The 19880-nt window shown below is 42.1% G+C and carries 14 protein-coding genes; 13 read left to right on the top strand and 1 reads right to left on the bottom strand.

Translation table 11 applies throughout. The features are described 5' to 3' along the window. Positions 1 to 70: 70 nt before the first annotated feature. The gene (locus ACM5QX_RS12895) at positions 71 to 1402 is read left to right on the top strand and encodes a P-loop NTPase fold protein (protein ID WP_414753856.1); all 1332 of its coding nucleotides are present in this window, start codon (positions 71 to 73) and stop codon (positions 1400 to 1402) included. Further along, entirely contained in the window at positions 1378 to 6528 is a 5151-nt protein-coding gene (locus ACM5QX_RS12890; protein WP_414753854.1) for an eIF2A-related protein, read from the top strand. Before ACM5QX_RS12895 ends, ACM5QX_RS12890 begins: the two co-directional genes overlap by 25 nt. Positions 6529 to 6704: 176 nt before the next feature. Here the strand turns inward: ACM5QX_RS12890 and murG are convergent, their stop codons facing one another. After that, positions 6705 to 7778, bottom strand: a complete 1074-nt coding sequence (gene murG / locus ACM5QX_RS12885) for an undecaprenyldiphospho-muramoylpentapeptide beta-N-acetylglucosaminyltransferase (protein WP_414753853.1) — start codon at positions 7776 to 7778, stop codon at positions 6705 to 6707. An 84-nt stretch (positions 7779 to 7862) separates the two neighbouring features. Between murG and ACM5QX_RS12880 the strand changes: the two genes are divergently transcribed. The 11 genes from ACM5QX_RS12880 (at position 7863) to ACM5QX_RS12830 (ending at position 19809) form a co-directional block, all read left to right on the top strand. Further along, positions 7863 to 8687: a nuclear transport factor 2 family protein gene (locus tag ACM5QX_RS12880; protein ID WP_414753851.1), complete on the top strand. Its 825-nt coding sequence runs from the start codon at positions 7863 to 7865 to the stop codon at positions 8685 to 8687. Positions 8688 to 8768: 81 nt separating this feature from the next. Next, positions 8769 to 9542: an SDR family oxidoreductase gene (locus ACM5QX_RS12875; protein WP_414753850.1), complete on the top strand. Its 774-nt coding sequence runs from the start codon at positions 8769 to 8771 to the stop codon at positions 9540 to 9542. A gap of 852 nt (positions 9543 to 10394) precedes the next feature. Beyond that, entirely contained in the window at positions 10395 to 11012 is a 618-nt protein-coding gene (locus ACM5QX_RS12870) for a hypothetical protein (RefSeq protein ID WP_414753849.1), read from the top strand. A 29-nt stretch (positions 11013 to 11041) separates the two neighbouring features. Then, entirely contained in the window at positions 11042 to 11419 is a 378-nt protein-coding gene (locus ACM5QX_RS12865; protein WP_011319635.1) for a hypothetical protein, read from the top strand. After that, a complete protein-coding gene (locus ACM5QX_RS12860; protein ID WP_414753848.1) occupies positions 11367 to 14114 on the top strand; it encodes a hypothetical protein in 2748 nt (915 codons plus the stop codon). Before ACM5QX_RS12865 ends, ACM5QX_RS12860 begins: the two co-directional genes overlap by 53 nt. A gap of 24 nt (positions 14115 to 14138) precedes the next feature. After that, complete coding sequence (locus ACM5QX_RS12855; protein WP_414753847.1) at positions 14139 to 14915, top strand: hypothetical protein; 777 nt, start codon at positions 14139 to 14141, stop codon at positions 14913 to 14915. Between the two features lie 76 nt (positions 14916 to 14991). Continuing rightward, entirely contained in the window at positions 14992 to 16044 is a 1053-nt protein-coding gene (locus tag ACM5QX_RS12850; RefSeq protein WP_414753846.1) for a hypothetical protein, read from the top strand. An 87-nt stretch (positions 16045 to 16131) separates the two neighbouring features. Then, entirely contained in the window at positions 16132 to 16944 is an 813-nt protein-coding gene (locus tag ACM5QX_RS12845; protein ID WP_414753845.1) for a hypothetical protein, read from the top strand. A gap of 71 nt (positions 16945 to 17015) precedes the next feature. Beyond that, positions 17016 to 17708 (top strand): hypothetical protein, encoded by a 693-nt coding sequence (locus ACM5QX_RS12840; RefSeq protein WP_414753844.1) that lies wholly within the window; start codon positions 17016 to 17018, stop codon positions 17706 to 17708. 25 nt (positions 17709 to 17733) lie between these two features. Next, positions 17734 to 19257 (top strand): TrbI/VirB10 family protein, encoded by a 1524-nt coding sequence (locus tag ACM5QX_RS12835; protein WP_414753843.1) that lies wholly within the window; start codon positions 17734 to 17736, stop codon positions 19255 to 19257. A gap of 12 nt (positions 19258 to 19269) precedes the next feature. Beyond that, positions 19270 to 19809: a hypothetical protein gene (locus ACM5QX_RS12830; protein WP_414753842.1), complete on the top strand. Its 540-nt coding sequence runs from the start codon at positions 19270 to 19272 to the stop codon at positions 19807 to 19809. Positions 19810 to 19880 lie beyond the last annotated feature (71 nt).

Here is a 19880-nt window from a genome sequence, read left to right as displayed (position 1 = left end):
AATTTCTCAAAATTAATATATTTATTCAATAGGGTTGATATTGCCCATTCTTCAGCAAATTTAATTAGTTATGCCCCTAGATTTAGAAAGATTTTATCAAGCTTGCAATCCTAGCAGACCTTTGACGATGGGTAATGCTAGCGATCGCTGCTATTATATCGATTTTGCGGCGGTACGGGGTGGTAAAATTATTGAGGCTTTACTACGTACAATTACTAAAATATCACCGGATGCTCCGACTTGTCAGCTATTTACAGGGCATCTTGGCTGTGGCAAATCCACAGAGTTATTGCGACTCAAAGCCGAGTTAGAAGAACAGCAATTTCACGTAGTTTATTTTGAGTCTACCCACGTCTTAGAAATGGCTGATGTGGATGTGACTGATATTTTACTCGCCATCGCCGGTCAGGTGAGCGAAAGTTTAGAAGCCATAAAAATTCAAATCAAACCCAACTACTTTACTAAGTTGTTTGGGGAAGTTGTGGATTTTCTGCAAACGCCAATTGAACTAGGGGTGGAAGGTGAGTTATCTATAGGAATTGCCAAGATTACCGCCAAAACCAAAGAAAGCCCCCAGCTACGGCGAAGATTGCGAGATTACTTAGAGCCACGGACTCAAAATATACTACAATCGATTAATTCGGAATTATTGGAACGTGGTAATAAAGACCTCAAAGCCTTAGGAAAGAAGGGATTGGTGGTTATTGTTGATAATTTGGATAGGGTAGCAATTCGACCTTTACCATCCGGACGATCGCTACCAGAATACTTGTTTATTGAACGGGGTGAGCAGTTACGCAAGCTCAATTGTCATGTAGTTTACACCATTCCTTTGGCTTTAACTTTTTCTAACTATAGCGCCGAACTGCAACAACGCTTAGGGGGAGGGGTAGCACCGAAGGTTTTACCGATGATACCCGTACGCCTACGGTCTGGGGAAATTTTTACTCAGGGATTAACAATGATGCGACAAATGATCCTCGCTAGGAGTTTCCCTGACATTAACCCTAGCGATCGGTTAGGCTTAATTACAGATGTGTTTGATAATTTAGAAACATTAGATCGCTTGTGTTTGATCAGTGGTGGTCATGTACGGGATTTATTAGGATTGCTGTTCGATTGTCTGCGTGAACAAGACCCACCTTTTGGGCGGGAATGTGTCGAATTGGTGATTCAACGACAACGAGACTACCGTGCTAACGCCATTGACCCCCACGAATGGGAGTTAATTTTTCAAGTGGTGCAGCAGCAGAGGGTAAGAGGTGATATTGAATACCATACACTTTTGCGGAGTCTGTTTGTTTTTGAATACCGTGACCATCAAGGAGCTTGGTTTGCTGTCAACCCAGTTATAGCGGAGACACAAAAATTCAAATCATGGTTGAAGGACACCCACCAGTAGATATTAAAGTAGCGAATGAGCGTGCTTTTACAAGTTTATGGAGAGCGATCGCTCTTTCTCATGGTAATTTTTCTGTAGCTTTGGTTTACTGTAATTATCGAGTCTTGCAGGAGAAAATATTGCAACGACTAGATGAAATATTTGCTGAGAATCCCGTTCAAAAAGTTGTCTTACCTCCTAATACCAGAAGTCTTTATACAACTCTCCATTTAAATTTACTCCCTCAACAGCAACAGCCATCAGCCTTGATGGTTTTGGGTTTAGAATCAGTCGAGGAAATTGACGATTTACTCAGAGCCATTAATCATATTCGAGATGAATTTCCCAAACGTCATTCATTTCCGATGATTTTTTGGGTGAATGAAGAAGTTTTGCAAAAAGTCATCCGTTTAGCGCCGGATTTTGCCAGTTGGGCGGCGACACCGATTCGGTTTGAGATGACAACACCAGAGTTGTTGCAATTTCTCCAACAGGAAACCGACTCTTTATTTGCCAGAGTCTTACCCAAGGATATGGGACAACCCCAACAGCCTCAATTTGGTGATGATTATTCTACTTTAGAGCAGGTATGGGAACACAGTAATGAACTGCACTACGCTATTGCTGAACTCCATGAGAGGGGTATTACCTTAGAGCCAGAATTAAACGCCAGTTTAAAATTTGTGTTTGGCTTAGATGATTATGTCAGCGATCGCATTCATCACGCCTTAAATCATTTTCAACAAAGTCTGCAAATTTGGCAACGGTTGGGGAACGGGGATTGGGGATTGGGGACTGGGGAATGGGGTATATCTTTTCCTGTCCGCCCTACTCCTTTATCTTCCCCAATTCTCAGACAGGGGGTTTTGCAATTATATATAGGGTTATGTTACTGCCGTTTAGCCGAGCAGAATCAGCTAGATAATCGTCGTCATTGGGAAACAGCCAAATTCTATTTTCAAGAGTGTTTGGAGATTTTGCAGGTAGCTGGAAGACCAGATATAGCATCAGAATTTATTGGTCAATTGGCGGAAGTTTTGGAACATCTGCAAGGATGGGATGAACTACGAACCGTTGCAGAGACAGCACTGGAGTTACATCATACCTACGGTAGTCAAATTCAACTGGCTTGCGATTATGGTTTTCTGGCGCAGGTGGCGTTACAGCAGTCGCGCTGGGTGCAGGCGAGTATTTTGGCACATGTATCACTATTAAAATTAACTGAGGCGCAAAACCATAACGATAGTGACCGTCATCATTGCCTATTTCCCTTACTGTTAGCACAAATATATTATTTAGTTTTAGCTAAAGCCCAACAAAACTTAGGTGAACAAGCAGTTGCACAGGAATATTTAGATAAAGCAGCCAAAGAATTACCAGCCGCTTTAGAAAATAGCACCCATCAATATGACGCTCATCGTTATATTAGACTGCTGCGGACATTGCGATCGCTCTATTTTGAAGCAGGTCGATATCTAGAAGCCTACCGCATCCGCCAAAAACGCCGTTCTGTAGAACAGCAATATGGTTTTCGGGCTTTTATTGGTGCGGGAAGATTGCAACCCCAAAGACAAGCAACCAACCCCGCTTTGATGTTACCCTCTGGAAGCAGTACTGTAGCCTTAGAAATCGCCGCTTCCGGTCGAGAACAAGATATAAATAACTTAATCGGCAGAATTAGCCGGGCTGACCAAAAATTGATCGTGATTCACGGCCCCTCTGGGGTGGGGAAAAGTTCCACCGTCACAGCTGGTTTAGTCCCAGCGTTACAAAATCGGGCGATCGGTGATCAAATTGCCATGCCTGTAGTATTGCAAGTATACACCGATTGGGTGCGGGAATTAGGAAAGGCTTTAACTGAGGCGGTGGCGCATATTTCCGGAGATGTCAGCATTACGCCGGAGATTTTATCAACACCGACACCAGCAATGGATGTGGGCTATGCTCGACCGATGGCGATCGCTGATATATTAGGACAATTACGCCAAAATGCCAATAACCACCTGATCACGGTGCTGATTTTCGACCAGTTTGAAGAATTTTTCTTTGGTTATAGCGATGGCGTTCCGCCCACCGTAGGTGATCGTCAACAAAAGAAAGAATTTGATCAATTTCTCAGTCAATGTCTGAATATATCCTTTGTCAAAATCATTTTTTCCATCAGAGAAGATTATTTACACCGATTATTAGAATTTAAACATCTTTCCTACCTGGAAGCGGTTAATAATAACATCCTTGATAAACAAATCCGGTATCAATTAAATAACTTTTCCCCAGAATATGCTAAAGTCATCATTCAAAAATTAACAGCACGTTCTCAAGTCAATTTGGAACCAGCTTTAATTGATGCAGTAGTGGAAGATTTATCAACTGAATTAGGGGAAGTCCGCCCCATCGAATTGCAGGTAGTCGGCGCACAAATCCAAGATGAGCGCATTAATACCTTAAAACAATATCAGCAATATCGACCAAATAAACTCATAGAAAGATATATCAAAGAATTGATCAAAGAGTGTGGCCCTGAAAATGAGCGTGCGGCTTTACTTGTTTTATATTTATTAACAGATGAAAGCAACAAACGACCTTTTAAAACCCGTGCCGAATTAGCTATTGAATTGGCAGAATTAGAAGACCCTGAAAAATTAGATTTAGTCTTAGATATTTTAGTTAATTCTGGCTTAGTTGTCTTGTTTCCTGATATTCCCGAACGTTATCAACTAATTCATGATTATTTAGTCGATTTGATTCGCTATCTCCAACAACAAGAGTCCAGCTTACAAGCACAACTTGACCAACTACGCCATAAAGTCCAACAAAGTCAAACGGAAATTGCCCGCCTTAAAAGCGAACTCAGCCAAAAAAAGCAATCTAAACTCACAGATACTCATCTCCAACAGGGTTTAGATTTAGTTACAGAATTAAGGGAATTACGCAAGCGAGAAGAACTAACTCAACTAGAAATTGAACAATTACGTGCCGAACTCAAAGAAAAGGAATTAACCGCCCAACTAGCCGAAAGCCAGAAACAACAAAGGCTCAGCCAAGCCAAACTCAATCGTTCACTAAAAATTGCCCTGGCGGCCTCATGTCTCGCCATTCTGGGGTTAAGTGTTTCTATTATTACAGCAGTAGATAGCGAAATTAAAACCCTCAGCGTCTCCAGCGAAGCCCTGTTTGCTTCCCAAAAAGGTCTTGATGCGGTGAAAGAAGGTGTCAAAGCCGCCAGAAAACTGCAACGGGCTATTTGGGTAGACCCTTACACCAGAGAACAGGTGCAAACAGCACTCTATCAAGCCGTTGTGGGAGTGAGGGAATACAACCGTCTAGACGGGCATACCGCAGGGGTAAACAGTGCGGTCTTTAGCCCCGATGGTTCCCTGATTGCTTCCGCCAGTGCCGATAATACTATCAATCTCTGGCGTAATGATGGCAGCTTAATCAACACCTTATCCAAACATACTAATGTAGTAAATAGCGTCAACTTCAGCCCTGATGCCTTGTTACTTGCGTCCGCTAGCCAAGACAAAACCGTCAAACTATGGAACCGAGTCGGTCAACTAGTAACCACCCTACAAGGGCATAGAGATGTAGTAAATAATGCTAGTTTTAGCCCCGATGGTTCCCTGATTGCTTCTGGGAGTAGCGACAAAAGTGTAAAACTATGGAGTCGAGAAGGAAAATTACTCAAAACTTTATCAGGTCATAATGATGCAGTTTTGGGTATAGCTTGGACACCAGATGGTCAAACTCTCGCTTCCGTAGGCGCTGACAAAAACATCAAGTTTTGGAGTCGGGATGGTCAACTACTCAAAACCTGGAAAGGACATGATGATGCAATCTTGGGTGTAGCTTGGTCGCCCAATGGGGAAATACTCGCCACCGCCAGTTTTGATAAGACTATTAAACTGTGGAATCGCCGAGGTAATTTATTAAAAACCTTATCAGGACACACGGCGGGAGTCACAGCCGTCACCTTTAACCCCAACGGTAAAACTATCGCTTCCGCCAGTATTGACGCAACCTTAAAACTTTGGAGTCTTGGCGGTCTGCTGTTGGGAACCTTAAAGGGTCATAACAGTTGGGTAAATAGCGTCAGTTTTAGCCCTGACGGTCGCACCTTCGCCTCTGGTAGCCGAGATAAAACGGTGACACTCTGGCGTTGGGATGAAGTGCTATTACGAAACCCCAACGGTGATGGTAACGACTGGGTGACAAGTATTAGCTTTAGTCCTGACGGTGAGACGTTGGCGGCGGCGAGTCGAGACCAAACTGTAAAAATTTTATCTCGGCAAGGGAAACTATTAAACACCTTCAAAGGGCATACAGGGTCAATTTGGGGCGTAGCGTGGTCGCCCAATCAGCAGATGATAGCCTCAGCCAGTAAAGATAGAACCGTGAAATTATGGAATCGAGATGGCAAATTATTACATAGCTTACCAGGTCATCAAGATGCAGTCTTAGCTGTAGCCTGGTCGTCGGATAGCCAGGTAATAGCTTCTGCCAGTAAAGATAAGATGGTGAAAATCTGGAGTCGAGAAGGGCAACTACTCCACACCTTACAAGGTCACACCGATGCAGTCAATTGGGTCAGCTTTAGCCCTGATGGTAAATTGTTAGCCTCCGTCAGCGATGATACCACCGTGAAATTATGGAATCGAGAAGGTCAACTACTACACACCCTCAAGGAACATAGCCGCCGAGTGAATGGAGTAGCGTGGTCGCCAGATGGACAAATTGTAGCTTCTGCCAGCATCGACGGGACAGTTAAACTGTGGAATCGAGACGGTAGCCTGTTAAGAAATCTACCGGGTGATGGTGATAGTTTTATTAGTGTCAGTTTTAGCCCCGACGGTAAGATGTTAGCGGCTAATAGTGATGATCAAATCAGGCTTTGGAACCAGAAAGGCACATTGCTGATGGTTTTAAAAGGTGACAAAGATGAATTAACCAGTGTTACCTTCAGTCCCGACAGTCAAATTTTGGCAGCAGGCGGCGGCAATGGTAAAGTGATTTTCCAGAATTTAGCTGATATTAAACTCGAAAATTTACTAGCGCGGGGGTGTGATTTACTACAAGATTATTTAAAAACTAATCTAGATGTGACAAAAAGCGATCGCACCTTATGCCCTAATACTAACAACAGGTGAGAGTCGAAATTTAGGGTGCGTCAGTATGAATAATTTCCTGGTGCAGCTAGGTTTTCTCACACTGACGCACCCTACTAAACTAATCTGGATGTGACCAAAAGCGATCGCACCTTATGCCCCAATACTAACAACAGGTGAGACTGTTGACTATTGACTATTGACCATTGACTATTGACTCATCTCTCCACAACTTCCCGTACTAGAACTGCCAACTTATCAGCACTATCGGGAACAGCGATCGCCTTGGCATTTTCCCCCATTTTGGCTAACTCTGCGGGGGACTGTAATAAATTTAAAACTTGAGTTTGCAATAACTCTGCTGTCAAATCAGATTGCTTAAAGGTTAACGCTGCGCCAGCTTTGGTAAATACCTCAGCGTTGTAAGATTGATGGTCTTCCGCCGCAAAGGGGTAGGGAATCAAAATTGCTGGTGTGCCACACACAGCCAATTCTGTTAAGCTACCAGCACCAGAACGGCTAATTGCTAAACTAGCCCGTTGCAGCAAGGTTGCCATATTGTCGTAGAAGGGTAATTCTATATATTGGGGATGTTTGAGACTATCAACATCAGGATCGCGATCGCCTGTTAAATGTACCACGTAAGCCCCAGCCTCAAACCAAGCTGGAGCCGCTTGACGCACTAACTGATTTACCGCCACCGCCCCTTGGCTACCCCCAAACACTACAATTACAGGGACACCGCCAGGAATGGCTAAATCTAGTTGCGAATTATTACTTAGGTTTAAGAATTGCGATCGCACTGGAGTCCCCACACAAACATTCGTCGCACGGGGTAAATACTTCGCAGCCACATCAAATCCTAAGGCGACTACACTACACCAAGGGCCAAAAAAGCGGGTAACTTTGCCGGGTAAAGCATTCGATTCATGAAAAATTACAGGTAAACCCAGAGAACGCGCCGCAATTACGGCTGGCCCGGCGATATATCCCCCTGTGGTGACAACTCCTTGAAAATTACCTTGTTTCAACAGTCGGCGGACTTTCAGAATCGAACCGATCAGTTTACCTAATATTACTAAAGATGAAAGTCCCAAGCCTTGCTGAAACCCTTCGACTGCAATAGTATTCAAAGGATATTGTTTAGGGACTAGCTGAGTCTCTAGGCGATTGGGGACACCAAGCCATTCAATCTCATAGTCTGGTAATTTTTCTGCCAGTGCGATCGCCGGAAACAAGTGTCCACCAGTCCCACTGGCAGCTATTAGTAATTTTATTGGTGCGTTTACCATGCAAACTCTACCGTTTAGCGCCTAGCTTAACTAAGATAAAACAATTTCCTGTCCTTCTCCACTCCCATCAGTAAACTCTTCGCTATGACAAAGATGATTTTTTTATTACTGAAACGCCAAAGTAGATTTCCTCGTAGCATTTGGCTGATTTTGTGTATTTTATCCTTGGGTCTCGTCAACATTTGGCAACCTACCCAAGCAATCGAAGTAGCCCAAAGCAGAACTACCCAAAACGCCCCTACTGAATTAAAAAGTCTGTTGACGCAAATTGATGCTGCGGCTAGTAAAGGGGATATTAAAGGAGTATTACAGTTCTATACCCCCACTTTCACTCATGGGGATGGGTTAAACCGCCAAACTCTGGAACAAGCCTTAGTAAAATTTTGGCAGCGTTACCCCAAATTGCAATACACCACACAACTACAGTCATGGAAGTCTGAAGGTAACGCCATTATCGCAGAAACTGTTACTAACATTACTGGTTCAGCGTCAGGAAATAATAACTTGGCTCTCAATGCCACTGTTAGATCCCGTCAGCGTATTACAGGCGGAAAAATCTCCCGCCAAGAAATTTTAGCGGAACGTACCTTAATTACTTCTGGGAACAAACCACCCCAAGTAGATGTTAAATTACCACAACAGGTAAAAGTTGGACAGCAGTATAGTTTTGATGCGATCGTCCAAGAACCCTTAGGGGAAGATTTGCTATTGGGAACCGCATTAGAAGAAGCAATTCAACCTGCCAAATATCTCAACCCCACATCCGTAGATTTGCAATTACTCAATTCCGGTGGTCTTTTTAAAGTGGGACGCGCCCCATCTACCCCAGGTAATCGCTGGATTTCCGCCGTTATCCTCCGTGGCGGTGGTATGACAATGGTGACACAGCGTTTACAAGTGGTGAGATAGTAGTAGGTGGGTCAATAGTCCCTAGTCCATAGTTGACTGTTGACTATTGACTATTGACCATTGACCATTGACTCTTAACCTATGATTTCCCTGAAGAATCAAATCGTTTTGATTACCGGCGCAAGTAGTGGGATTGGTAATGCTTGCGCTAGGATTTTTGCTGGTGCGGGTGTAAAACTTATCTTGGCGGCGCGAAGGCTGGAAAGATTGCAGCAGTTAGCTGATGAACTAAATCAAGATTTTGGTGTAGAGACTCACCTATTACAGTTAGATGTGCGCGATCGCCCCAATGTTGAATCTGCTATTGCTAGTTTACCCCCTGCTTGGTCGGCAATTGATATTCTAATTAATAACGCTGGTCTCAGTCGCGGTTTAGATAAGCTTTATGAAGGCGACTTTCAAGACTGGGAAGAGATGATTGATACCAACATCAAAGGTCTGCTTTATCTAACCCGTTATGTGGTTCCAGGGATGGTAAATCGTGGCCGTGGTCATGTCATCAACCTTGGTTCTATCGCCGGACATCAAACCTACCCTGGTGGTAACGTTTACTGTGGGACAAAAGCTGCTGTCAAGGCAATTTCCGAGGGCTTAAAACAAGATTTGTTAGGTACTCCAGTACGGGTGACTTCTGTTGACCCTGGTATGGTGGAAACAGAATTTAGTGAAGTCCGCTTTCATGGTGATACAGAACGGGCGAAAAAAGTTTACCAAGGAGTCAACCCACTGACACCAGAGGACGTTGCTGATGTCATATTTTTTTGCGCCACGCGATCGCCTCATGTCAATATTAACGAAGTCATCCTCATGCCTGTTGACCAAGCCAGTGCCACATTAGTTAATCGCAAAGCATAATACTGGGACTGGTGTGAGGGTGTGAGAGTGTAAGGGTGTAAGAAAAAAAAGAGTTATCACTAAACCCCCTAAACCCGTGCACCCCTACACCCCAACCCTTTTCATACGTAAGTCCTGAACAAAGTAGAATCTGGACATTTGTTGATTTATCCATTAACCTAGTGCAGAGGTTATCATATGAGCAACACTTACTGCTAGTTATACAAACGGGTGTAAGTATTTAACTCTTTGTCAAAAAATTCTGATTGAGTATGCTAGAGATGTAATGACCTGCATCTACCGAAATTACTGCATTATCTCTGGGCAAGTTAAAATCTTCAACTCATCATAATAGTGCTAATTGAGAATTAAAAATTAGCTGACATATCATCTTGGATTAATATAAATTCGACAACGATAGGATTAAGTATTTCTGAAATATAGGTAGTAGGGTGGACAATACCCAAACCAAAGATACTCAGATATTTTTTAGTAATCAACTCGGATTTCCATAACATAATTTAGTTTAGCATTTTGAGCCAATTCAGCAAACTATGACCGATTATTGCTATAAACGTGCAGTATCGTCAGTTGGCTAATTCATCAATAAGCCAGGCTTGTAATCAAACATTAAGAGTTAGTCTCTCAATAGCTTTCAGCAAACATGACAAGTGTAGCAGATGGAAATATATACTTTTAACATAATGTTAAGATATTGTTAACTAATTTTTAACGATATATAATATCATGAAGTAATATTGTAACTAAAAGTTAATAAATTATTGAATAACAGGCGTTGGTACATGATAAATTATCAAGGTTTAAACAACAGTCTTAACCAGGGTTTGTAATAGCTAGTAGGAAAATTGGTAGATGTCTCAACAGAACGGGAATTCTCAAAGAGAATACTATAATTTCAGAAAAAACGTAACGCTAGATATTAATAAAATCAGGCTAGTACTAGCAGGATGGAAAGTTAAGTTAGTAGAATCAGTCCCATTTCTGTTAGCTTGTGCCGTATTTTTAAGCGTTATCAGCTTAAAAAGCCCTTTGCTCCTTTTTTGCTTACTATTTGGTAGTTTAACCGCTATCATAATTCAACAAATTGGACAACAATTGCATTTACCAAAGCGGTGGCTTATTGTATGCCAAATATCAGCAATAGCAGTCATTCTTAGTTTATTTTGGTTAGATTATTTCGCCTTTCCTGCACAGGCACAATTTTTTGGCAAGGCGGAAAGTTTTTTCAAAAATACATTAACCCAAGGCACTACAAATAATACTAATACGCAACCAGCAGTAAGTTTAATTTTTAACGTATTACGGGGAATATTCTTACTGTATATTGCAGTATCTCTCATTGGCGTGATCAATGCAGTACGTAAAGATGAGGATTGGCAAAGTATTGCCAGGACTCCTCTGTTAGTTGTAATTGCTGTCACTATTGCAGATGTTTTAACAGGATTTGTCATAGGTGATACTAGTAAGTAGATGATGGATTAAATGTTTACGGATTGTTTATGTCTGAGGAACGGCAACCAGAATTTCGCCCAGTCAATCAAATTTTAGGCTCTCAGCCCTCACTAGGGCCAATTCCTGCCGATCAAATATTTCCTTGGACAATCATTTGTCTATCTGCTTACTTCATCATCAATGGAATTTTTGGGGGTATTTTCCCAGATGACTTTCAAAGATGGCTATGGACTTTTCTCATTGCTGGTTGGGGAATGGCCACTTGGTGGATATTATCGGGTGGTAGAAGCTGGCGCTTTTTAAGTAAGTTTATTGGAGTTCCCACTTGGACAAGAGGCTTTGCTCGTTATCACAGCTTGCTAGAAGTTAACTATGAAGCAAAAAATCGGAAAACAAAGCATCGGTCTCGCCGGACAAGAAAGTAGATTAACGCCGTTTGAAGATGCGTTACATTTATCAACCATGCTACGCATCGCGTTGGATGGTCGTGATATTGGCGCTTATATTTTAACGAAAGGAACTCAGAAAGATAAATTTTGCTTTGTTTTTGGGTTTGAATGTAAAGGCATCCACACCACTTTAAGAAAAGAACAAATAGACACAATCTTCAATAACATTGAATCTGGATTAAAAGACATTCCCGAAGGGGAAAGAATGACACTACATATGGGGTCTTTTAGTTCAGATCAACAACGGCAAACAGAATTAACAGACTTGATTCGGCGCGCTCCCTCTAGAGATATTAAATATTTGTTGATGGCGGAGAGAGCTAGAGCGCAAGAACTTACTGCGGCGGGGATTCGGAAGCCAAAATTCCTGAAAATATACGTTACCTATACAATTGAACCGAGTTCCACCAATGCCGATGATTGGATTGAAAAACTGTTAGGAAAAGCAGAAGGATGGTGGTTAAAGTTCAAAGGTGACATTGCAGAAGTTGAAAACCAACGAATCGAAAGTGTGATTGCTAAGGCTTACCAACAGGGATTTTGTCGTTGGGAGCAACTTTTATCTAACAAAATGGGTTTAGATATTAAACCTTTAAATGCTGTGGAACTTTGGGAAAACGTTTGGAGAAGGTTTAATGATACACAACCAATCGAGATTCCCCAATTAGTAAACTTGGATGAAAATGGACTGTATGAACAAGCTCATTCAGAATTATCGAGTACGCAATTATTGATAGAAAATATCCACAGTACAACACTGTTGATGGAGTCTGGTGTACCTTGTGCCGATCGCCGTTGGGTCAATGTGAATAATAATTACATTGGGGCGATGACTTTTTTGGAAAAACCAGGTGGCTGGCCGAATAAATTTGCCCAACTACGCTACCTATGGGAACTCTTGGCGCGGGAATCGGTAGTAGATACAGAAATTGTGTGTCAACTGACGGCGGCGAATCCAGCTTTGGTGAAGACGACTCTGCAAAGAGTGTTAAAGCAGTCGAACATGACGGCTATGTTAGCCCAGGAAAAGAGTAAAACGATTGATGTTAACGCTCAATTGAAATTGAGAAAATCCGTTGCAGCCCAAGAACAATTATTTGAAGGAGCCGTACCAATTTACACAGGTTTGGCTATTTTTGTCCATCGTCCCACTGTTGAGAAATTGGATGAAGCCACACGGTATATTGAAAACTGCTTTCAACGTCCGGCGCGGGTGGTGAGAGAAACTGAATATGCTTGGAAGATTTGGCTACAGTCTTTACCCATAGTTTGGGAAGGTTTATTAGTCAAACCCTTCAACCGTCGCCAGTTATATTTAACTAGTGAAGTACCTGGTTTAATGCCTTTAGTAATTACCAAAGCTGGTGATAAACACGGCTTTGAATTAATTGCCGAAGAAGGTGGTACACCAGTACAGTTGGATTTATTCAACCAACATAAGAATTTAGCCTTGTTTGCCACTACCCGCGCAGGTAAATCGGTGTTGGTATCAGGAATTTTAACCCAGGCTTTGGCGCATGGTATTCCTGTAGTCGCCTTAGATTTTCCTAAACCTGATGGGACATCTACCTTTACCGACTATGCCCATTTTATGGAAGGGAATGGGGCATATTTCGATATTTCTAAACAATCAAATAACTTATTTGAGCAGCCAGATTTACGATCGCTCGATCCAGAACAACAACGCGATCGCTTACTTGATTATACGGGCTTTTTGGAATCAGCCCTCATGACAATGGTTTTAGGCTCATCCAACGACAACCAACTATTAACACAAACCGTCCGTTCCCTACTCAACTTGGCTTTAAGCGCCTTCTTCGCTGATAAAGGGATACAAGAAAGATATAAAATGGCGATCGCTGGTGGATTTGGTACTCCAGCCTGGCAAAAAACCCCTACTCTCCACGACTTTCTGCATTTTTGTTCCCCAGAACATCTGCAACTAGATTCTGTCAGTGGCCGAGTGGAAGATGCACTCAGTCAAATTCATCTGCGCTTACGTTTTTGGCTTTCCAGCCGCGTAGGACAAGCCATATCTGCACCCTCTAGCTTTCCTACAGACGCACAACTATTGGTATTTGCATTACGCAACCTCTCAGATAACGAAGATGCAGCCGTACTATCCTTAAGTGCTTATTCAGCCGCCTTACGCCGCGCCTTAAGTAGTCCGGCCTCCATATTCTTTATTGATGAAGCACCGATTTTATTTGAATTTGATCAAATATCTGATTTAGTGGGTAGGATGTGTGCGAACGGCGCTAAAGCTGGGATTAGGGTTATTTTATCCGCACAAGACCCAGACACTATCGCCAAATCTAAAGCCTCATCCAAGATTTTACAGAACTTGACCACAAGATTAATTGGTCGTATCCAACCAGTTGCAGTAGATAGTTTCGTCAGCATCCTCAAATATCCCAGAGAAATTATTGCACGTAACGCCTCAGAAAGCTTTTTCCCCCGCAAAGAAGGCGTTTATAGCCAATGGCTATTAGATGATAATGGCATTCATACCTTCTGTCGTTATTATCCAGGTTATGAACAATTGGCAGTAGTTGCTAATAATCCCAACGAGCAAACAGCACGTCAACAAGCAATGCAAGATTACAGAAATAAATATGAAGCAATATCAGTATTTGCACGTCAGTTAGTAGCTAGTTTGCGTAATAGTTAATAAAAAATATGAATGGTGATAGCAATGAAAAAAACTATTTTCTTAACATTGGGATTACTGGGATTACTTATCGTTCCAGCAACAGCGCAACTGGGAAAAGTTTGGACTGAATTTCAATTCTACTCCACAGATTTGCAAAATTATTTAAAATATAACTTGAGTGAAACTTTAAAACCGCTAGAAACAAGCAGTCAAAATGCTTTCAACAGTGCAACAGGTGATTTGAATATACCCAATCCTATTGCAGCTGGTGAGCAGGTTCGCAAAGATATCATATTTTTCAATTCCATACCTGACAAATTTGAAAGTAATCAAGCGATACGTTCCAACTCCGTGACAAATGAAATTAATCGTTACCTCACCCGCAGTTCGGTAGAAGGAACACTAGGGAAAAATGGACAAAGAAGAATTAAAGCAAAATTGGAAGATACAGAAGCAAGTGTCACTAAAATTGAAGAGTATTCTGCTTTAACCGATCAAATTCAATCAGGTTTAGCCAGCATCATCGCTGCGGCTGCAAGTGCGGCTAATCCGGCACTTAGCGCCAGCCAAAGTCAAGCTGACTTGCAAGTGCAAAGTATTAAAATTCAAACTGAGCAATCAAAGATTATCAGTGAAAACTTATATCAAACGGTATTGGCAAATCAGTCTCTACAATATTCTAATTTAAATCTGGCAAATATTTCTCAACAGATGGAAGAGGCGAATCGGGCGCGGCGAGTAGACACATCCACTGAAGCAGCGAGGCTGTTGAGAACTACCTCTCAAATCGATTTATTTGGCCGAAAAAATGAAAATTAAACTACTACTTTATCTATTTTTCTCTGGTCATTATTTTCTTTCATAAAGACATAGAGAATATAGTTCTATAAATATTATGATTACACTCCCGGTTTACACAATCATAGCTGATATTGGCGTTACTGATACCTTGAATAGCGGTATGGCAACGGCTCGTAGTATTGCGGAAGGTTGGGATAATCAATGGCTAGATTTATTACAAAATAATACCAATGATAACTTATATGGAGCCTTAACAAAACTAGGAGTATTCTTTGCTGTCGGAACCTTATTATTCTTCGTCCTCCAGTGGTTTAATGATATGATTCACAGCGAATACTCCCGTCCAATATCGGCTCTTGTTTGGCCTTTTATTGTAGTTGTGCTGTTAAGCAATTCAGGTAATGGTAGTCTTCTTTCTACTTTGACATTAGGTGTCAGAAATTTTATTAACACGGTCAATCAGCAAGTAGTTACTACCGCAGATGCTGACTTAGTTTATCAGCAAGCATTAAACATGAGCATTGCGGAAGAAGTAGCTGGTTCACTACTCCGTCCTTGTCAATCTTTAACTGGTGAACAACAAACCCAATGCTTTACTAAAGCTAGTGAAAAAATCGATAACCTTTGGAGAGAATATAGAAATTTATATGGGAATAAGCCTTGGATAGTTAGGCTGGAAACTCAAGTCAATCAAATCAGATTTGGTACAGGTAATATATCAGAAACTGACTTTAGCTCTTTGATAGGAAATACAGTCCAAACTAGTGTTAAAAACTTTCTAGTTTCACTACAATATGCTTTTCAAAATCTCATAGAAGCAACTATGTTACTCATAGCAGTCTTAGGGCCGCTAGCTGTTGGCGGTTCCTTACTTCCGGTAGCTGGTAAACCGATTTTCTTATGGTTGACAGGGTTTTTATCAGCAGGAATTGCCAAACTTTCCTTCAATATTATTGCTATTATCACCGCCTCTGTAATTGTCAATGGCCCCGCACAAGACCCTAATGCTAATCCAGATTTGATGTGGTTTATGATCTTCTTAGGAGTTTTAGCACCACTATTATCTTTAGTTTTGGCAGGGTTGGGGGCTGTAGCAGTATTTAATGGTATTAGTAATGCAGCAACTATTGTTAGGGATAGGATATAGAAGTGGTAATTGGTAATTGGTAATTGGTAATTGTAGAGTTTAAATTTTCAAAATTAAATAGAGTTTTATATAAATTGGGTGGGGAAAATGGTCAATTTTTTACAGCAGAAAAAACAAACGGTTAGTATTCTGACGACATTTGCGATCGCCACCTTTAGTTTGCACTTATTAGTATTAGTTATCTTTCTCGTCCAAGGCTTAAATATCCGCCAGTTGAGTATCCGCAAACCCCCCAATTTTGTACAGACAATCGATGGTAAGCCAGCAGGCGTTACGGACGATTTAGCCAGAGATCCCTTAGTGATTCGCCAATTCGTTAGTAAAACGATGATATCCATGTTTAATTGGTCGGGAACTCTACCACCACAAAATGCGGAAGACATCGCCAAACCCCAGCCAGACCCAGGAATATTGATTAGAACAATACAAGGAGGTAGCCAGCGAGTCAGCACCAGTAGTTGGGTAGCGAGTTTCGCCTTATCAGAGGATTTTCGCAAAGGTTTTTTAAGTGCGATCGCTGATATGACTCCACCCGAAGTTTTTGCCAGCAATTCTACTCAAGCGATGTCAGCACAATTAACCATTAAACGAGTTTACCCCCCAGTAGCGATCGCACCCGGAACCTGGCGAGTGGGGATGGTAGCTGACCTGATTCAAACCAAAGGTAGCGATAACAGAAAAACAATTACTCCTTTCAATAAAGATTTATTAGTACGTGCAGTAGACTATTTTCCTTATCCCTTAGCTGAAAATAGCACCGACCTGCAAAAAGCAATTTATAGTAGTCGCACTGATAAATTAGAAATTTATGAAATCCGCAACTTATGTTTATTAGATGACTATAAAAACACAAACCCCAATGCAGCCTATCCCTGCGAAGCCGGCAGCTTTATTAGATAATTTACCCAGAAAAAAAGTTAGCAGTTAAAAATTATCTCTCCCCCAATCCCCAGTCCCCAGTCCCCAAACTTATGCAGCTACTTAAACCAGAAAATAAAAAAACTAGTATTTTACCCCTGTTCGCTGTGGGGACATTTGGGTTAAACCTGTTGACTTTACTGTTACTGATGTTCCACGGGTCGATGTTACAGCAATTAAATCGTCAATTTACACCCCGGAGTTTGGTACAACTAATTGATGGAAACGCCATTACAGCAGACCCCAAACCAAGTTCAGAGCGACATCCAGAAACAGTCCGCCGCTTTGTGGGTGAAACTATGAGCCTCATGCTTACTTGGTCACGCAAACAACCACCAGCAGCCATTTGGGAAGCTAGTTCACAGTTATTAGTTAATAATTTACAAGCAAAATTTTTATCAGAAATTAATCAGTTAAATTCTCCGAGCCAATTTGGTAATACTAATAGAGGTGATGATCATGTATTAGTAATCCAGAAAATCTCTCAACCAAAACTAGTGAAAGAGGGTCAATGGAAAGTAGAAATTTTTGCCAATCAATTAATTTTTAATGGTTCTGACAATTTAGGTAAGTCAATTCCTTTTAATAAACAAATTGTAGTTCGAGCTATAGATGAACCGTCTATTTCTCTACCATCCCAACCCCAGCCTTGGCATTTAGCAGCTTTCCGCTTAGGGGAATCTCGCTTAGAAATCTATAATATCTGCGATATCGAAGATACAAATTGCGCCGGAACTTCTAACTAACTCCCCACTCCCTAATTAATAAACCATGACTCCTTACTCCACCACTCCCGAAACTCAACCAAAACCCCTAACCCACCCCGAAGTAGATGCCTTTGATTGGGAATCCCACATGGCTAAATTAGTGGGATTGGCAGCAGAACCCACCAAAGAGGTGGCAGAGATAGCACCAACAAACCAGACATCCTCCGCACCACCACAAGAGGTACAAACAGAGCAACCCCTCGCATCTAACCCTTTTGCTAAATTAGCCTTGGTAGGTACGGGTACTTTAGTCTTAGTTGTCATAGCTGGCGGGTTTTTATCCCAGCTCATGAGTGCTAACAATCAAAAGCCAACACAGAATCCAGCAGCTGTGTCTCAGCCTGAAGCCGCAGCCACCAACTTCACCCCAAAGCCAAACCTGGAACAAGAAGTAGAAACTTTAAAAACTAAATTAGCACTGGCTGAACAAACCCAGGCGGTAAAAGTCGCCCAGCAAAATCTCAGAAATGCTGCCAGAGTTTCCGTTCCCCAAACAAACAATCCTGTTACACCGTTAGCATCGCCAACAACGCCTACATCAGCACCCCGCACGGTTATTATTGAGCGTCCTGCTCAAAATTCCTATCCACCTGCACCGATGCCAGTAGCCAGTTCTGCAAGTCCCCCACTACCGCCACCACCTTTAGCACAGCCGAATTCTGCACCCACCCCTCCCAACCCTTGGGAAGAATGGTCGAGGATGGCTAAGTTAGGTAGTTACGGCCAGGCAAATGCTGTAGATCAACCAAGTATGACCGTCTCTAGTCCGCCGCCACTTAATGTCCCACGGCCGACTACGAATTCTAATGGAGAACAACCGCCACAACCACCAAGTTCGCTGATCAGCCAAAGGCAATCCCGTAGCCCACAATCATTGAAGGTGGGAACTAGTGCAAAAGCAGTGTTGGCAACAGCTGTCTTTGGCGAAACAACTAGAGGCAGAGGCAACAATGACGACAACAACGAAAATAAAAATTTGTTTGTGGTTCGCTTAAAAGAACCCCTCAAAAGCGTGGATGGAACGATCGCCTTACCTGCCAACACCGAGTTATTAACTGAATTGCGATCGGTTTCCGAACAAGGGGTGATGCAACTCAACATCGCCAAAATGATTGTGGAGAATAATGGCGAACTCTCGGAAAGAGATATACCTAACAATGCACTGGCAATTCGGGGGTCTAAAGGTTCTCCTCTATTAGCACGCCAATACCCTGATCGTGGTTCATCTATTGCCGGAATGGATGCAGGCTTGTTTATTTTAGGTGGTGTGGCTAAAGCCGCAGAGTTATTTAACCGCACAGAATCCCAAATAACGACTTCGACCGGTGCTGGAACTACAATTAGCAGCAGTAACCCCCAACGCAACTTAGCGGCTGGAATTGTGGAAGGTGGTTTAAACTCCGTCGTCCCGCAAATTTCCCAGCGTAATCAACAGGCGATCGCCCAAATGATGCAACAAACAAATGTTTGGCTCCTTGGCGCTGGAACCGAAGTAGAAATTTATGTCAATCAACCAATACAACTTTAAGTAATTCGTTGCATGAAGGCTAAAAATAATTTTTCCCCCTTGTCTTTAGCTACTTGGATTTTTTCTGGTGCGATCGTTTTACTGGGAAGTCGTGCTGTAGCTGAAAATTCTGTTCTGCGTTCTATTTTTTCCTGCCAAGCACAAGGCTTAGGTGGATTAGTCCCGACTATCAAAGTCTGGTACGAACAAGGGACAAACCTGAGCTTTATTCCCGCAGGCGAAAAAATTCGCAAAGTTTGGTTAAATGACCCTTCTCAGGTAACACTAGACTTTGACGGCCCCATGTGTATGCAGTTTGGCCCAGAAAGCGGTGCTGATTGTAAAAACTCAGCCGCTAATGTTATTCAACTGCGACGGATTCCTAAACTCAATCTTCCGGGTGTGCGGAGTACCGATAATACACTTTTAACAGTAATTACTGAAGCTCAAGGTCAAAGTAAACTTTATACTTTTAAAGTTCTTTATGAAGATACCCCGCCAGAATATCATACCCTAGCTATTTTCGCTGATCCCGGAGGTGGTGGGGCATCTTGCGCCAGAGTTTCTAACTAAAGTTGTGAGTCATGACTGTTGACTAGTAACCAATTGTCAATCCTCATTAGAGGGAAATACTAACTCTATCT

Source organism: Anabaena sp. CCY 9910 (assembly GCF_963920875.1).
In the GTDB taxonomy this organism is placed as follows: domain Bacteria; phylum Cyanobacteriota; class Cyanobacteriia; order Cyanobacteriales; family Nostocaceae; genus Trichormus; species Trichormus variabilis.
The sequence above is the reverse complement of the archived record's forward strand: the minus strand, read 5'-3'. Positions and strand labels throughout refer to the sequence as shown.

Coding starts and splice junctions, on each gene's coding strand:
- ACM5QX_RS12895 (WP_414753856.1), top strand. CDS start 71: ATGCCCCTAGATTTAGAAAGATTTTATCAAGCTTGCAATCCTAGCAGA.
- murG (WP_414753853.1), bottom strand. CDS start 7,778: ATGGTAAACGCACCAATAAAATTACTAATAGCTGCCAGTGGGACTGGT.
- ACM5QX_RS12845 (WP_414753845.1), top strand. CDS start 16,132: ATGGTCAATTTTTTACAGCAGAAAAAACAAACGGTTAGTATTCTGACG.
- ACM5QX_RS12840 (WP_414753844.1), top strand. CDS start 17,016: ATGCAGCTACTTAAACCAGAAAATAAAAAAACTAGTATTTTACCCCTG.
- ACM5QX_RS12890 (WP_414753854.1), top strand. CDS start 1,378: ATGGTTGAAGGACACCCACCAGTAGATATTAAAGTAGCGAATGAGCGT.
- ACM5QX_RS12860 (WP_414753848.1), top strand. CDS start 11,367: ATGAAGCAAAAAATCGGAAAACAAAGCATCGGTCTCGCCGGACAAGAA.
- ACM5QX_RS12830 (WP_414753842.1), top strand. CDS start 19,270: ATGAAGGCTAAAAATAATTTTTCCCCCTTGTCTTTAGCTACTTGGATT.
- ACM5QX_RS12880 (WP_414753851.1), top strand. CDS start 7,863: ATGACAAAGATGATTTTTTTATTACTGAAACGCCAAAGTAGATTTCCT.
- ACM5QX_RS12870 (WP_414753849.1), top strand. CDS start 10,395: ATGTCTCAACAGAACGGGAATTCTCAAAGAGAATACTATAATTTCAGA.
- ACM5QX_RS12835 (WP_414753843.1), top strand. CDS start 17,734: ATGACTCCTTACTCCACCACTCCCGAAACTCAACCAAAACCCCTAACC.
- ACM5QX_RS12865 (WP_011319635.1), top strand. CDS start 11,042: ATGTCTGAGGAACGGCAACCAGAATTTCGCCCAGTCAATCAAATTTTA.
- ACM5QX_RS12855 (WP_414753847.1), top strand. CDS start 14,139: ATGAAAAAAACTATTTTCTTAACATTGGGATTACTGGGATTACTTATC.
- ACM5QX_RS12875 (WP_414753850.1), top strand. CDS start 8,769: ATGATTTCCCTGAAGAATCAAATCGTTTTGATTACCGGCGCAAGTAGT.
- ACM5QX_RS12850 (WP_414753846.1), top strand. CDS start 14,992: ATGATTACACTCCCGGTTTACACAATCATAGCTGATATTGGCGTTACT.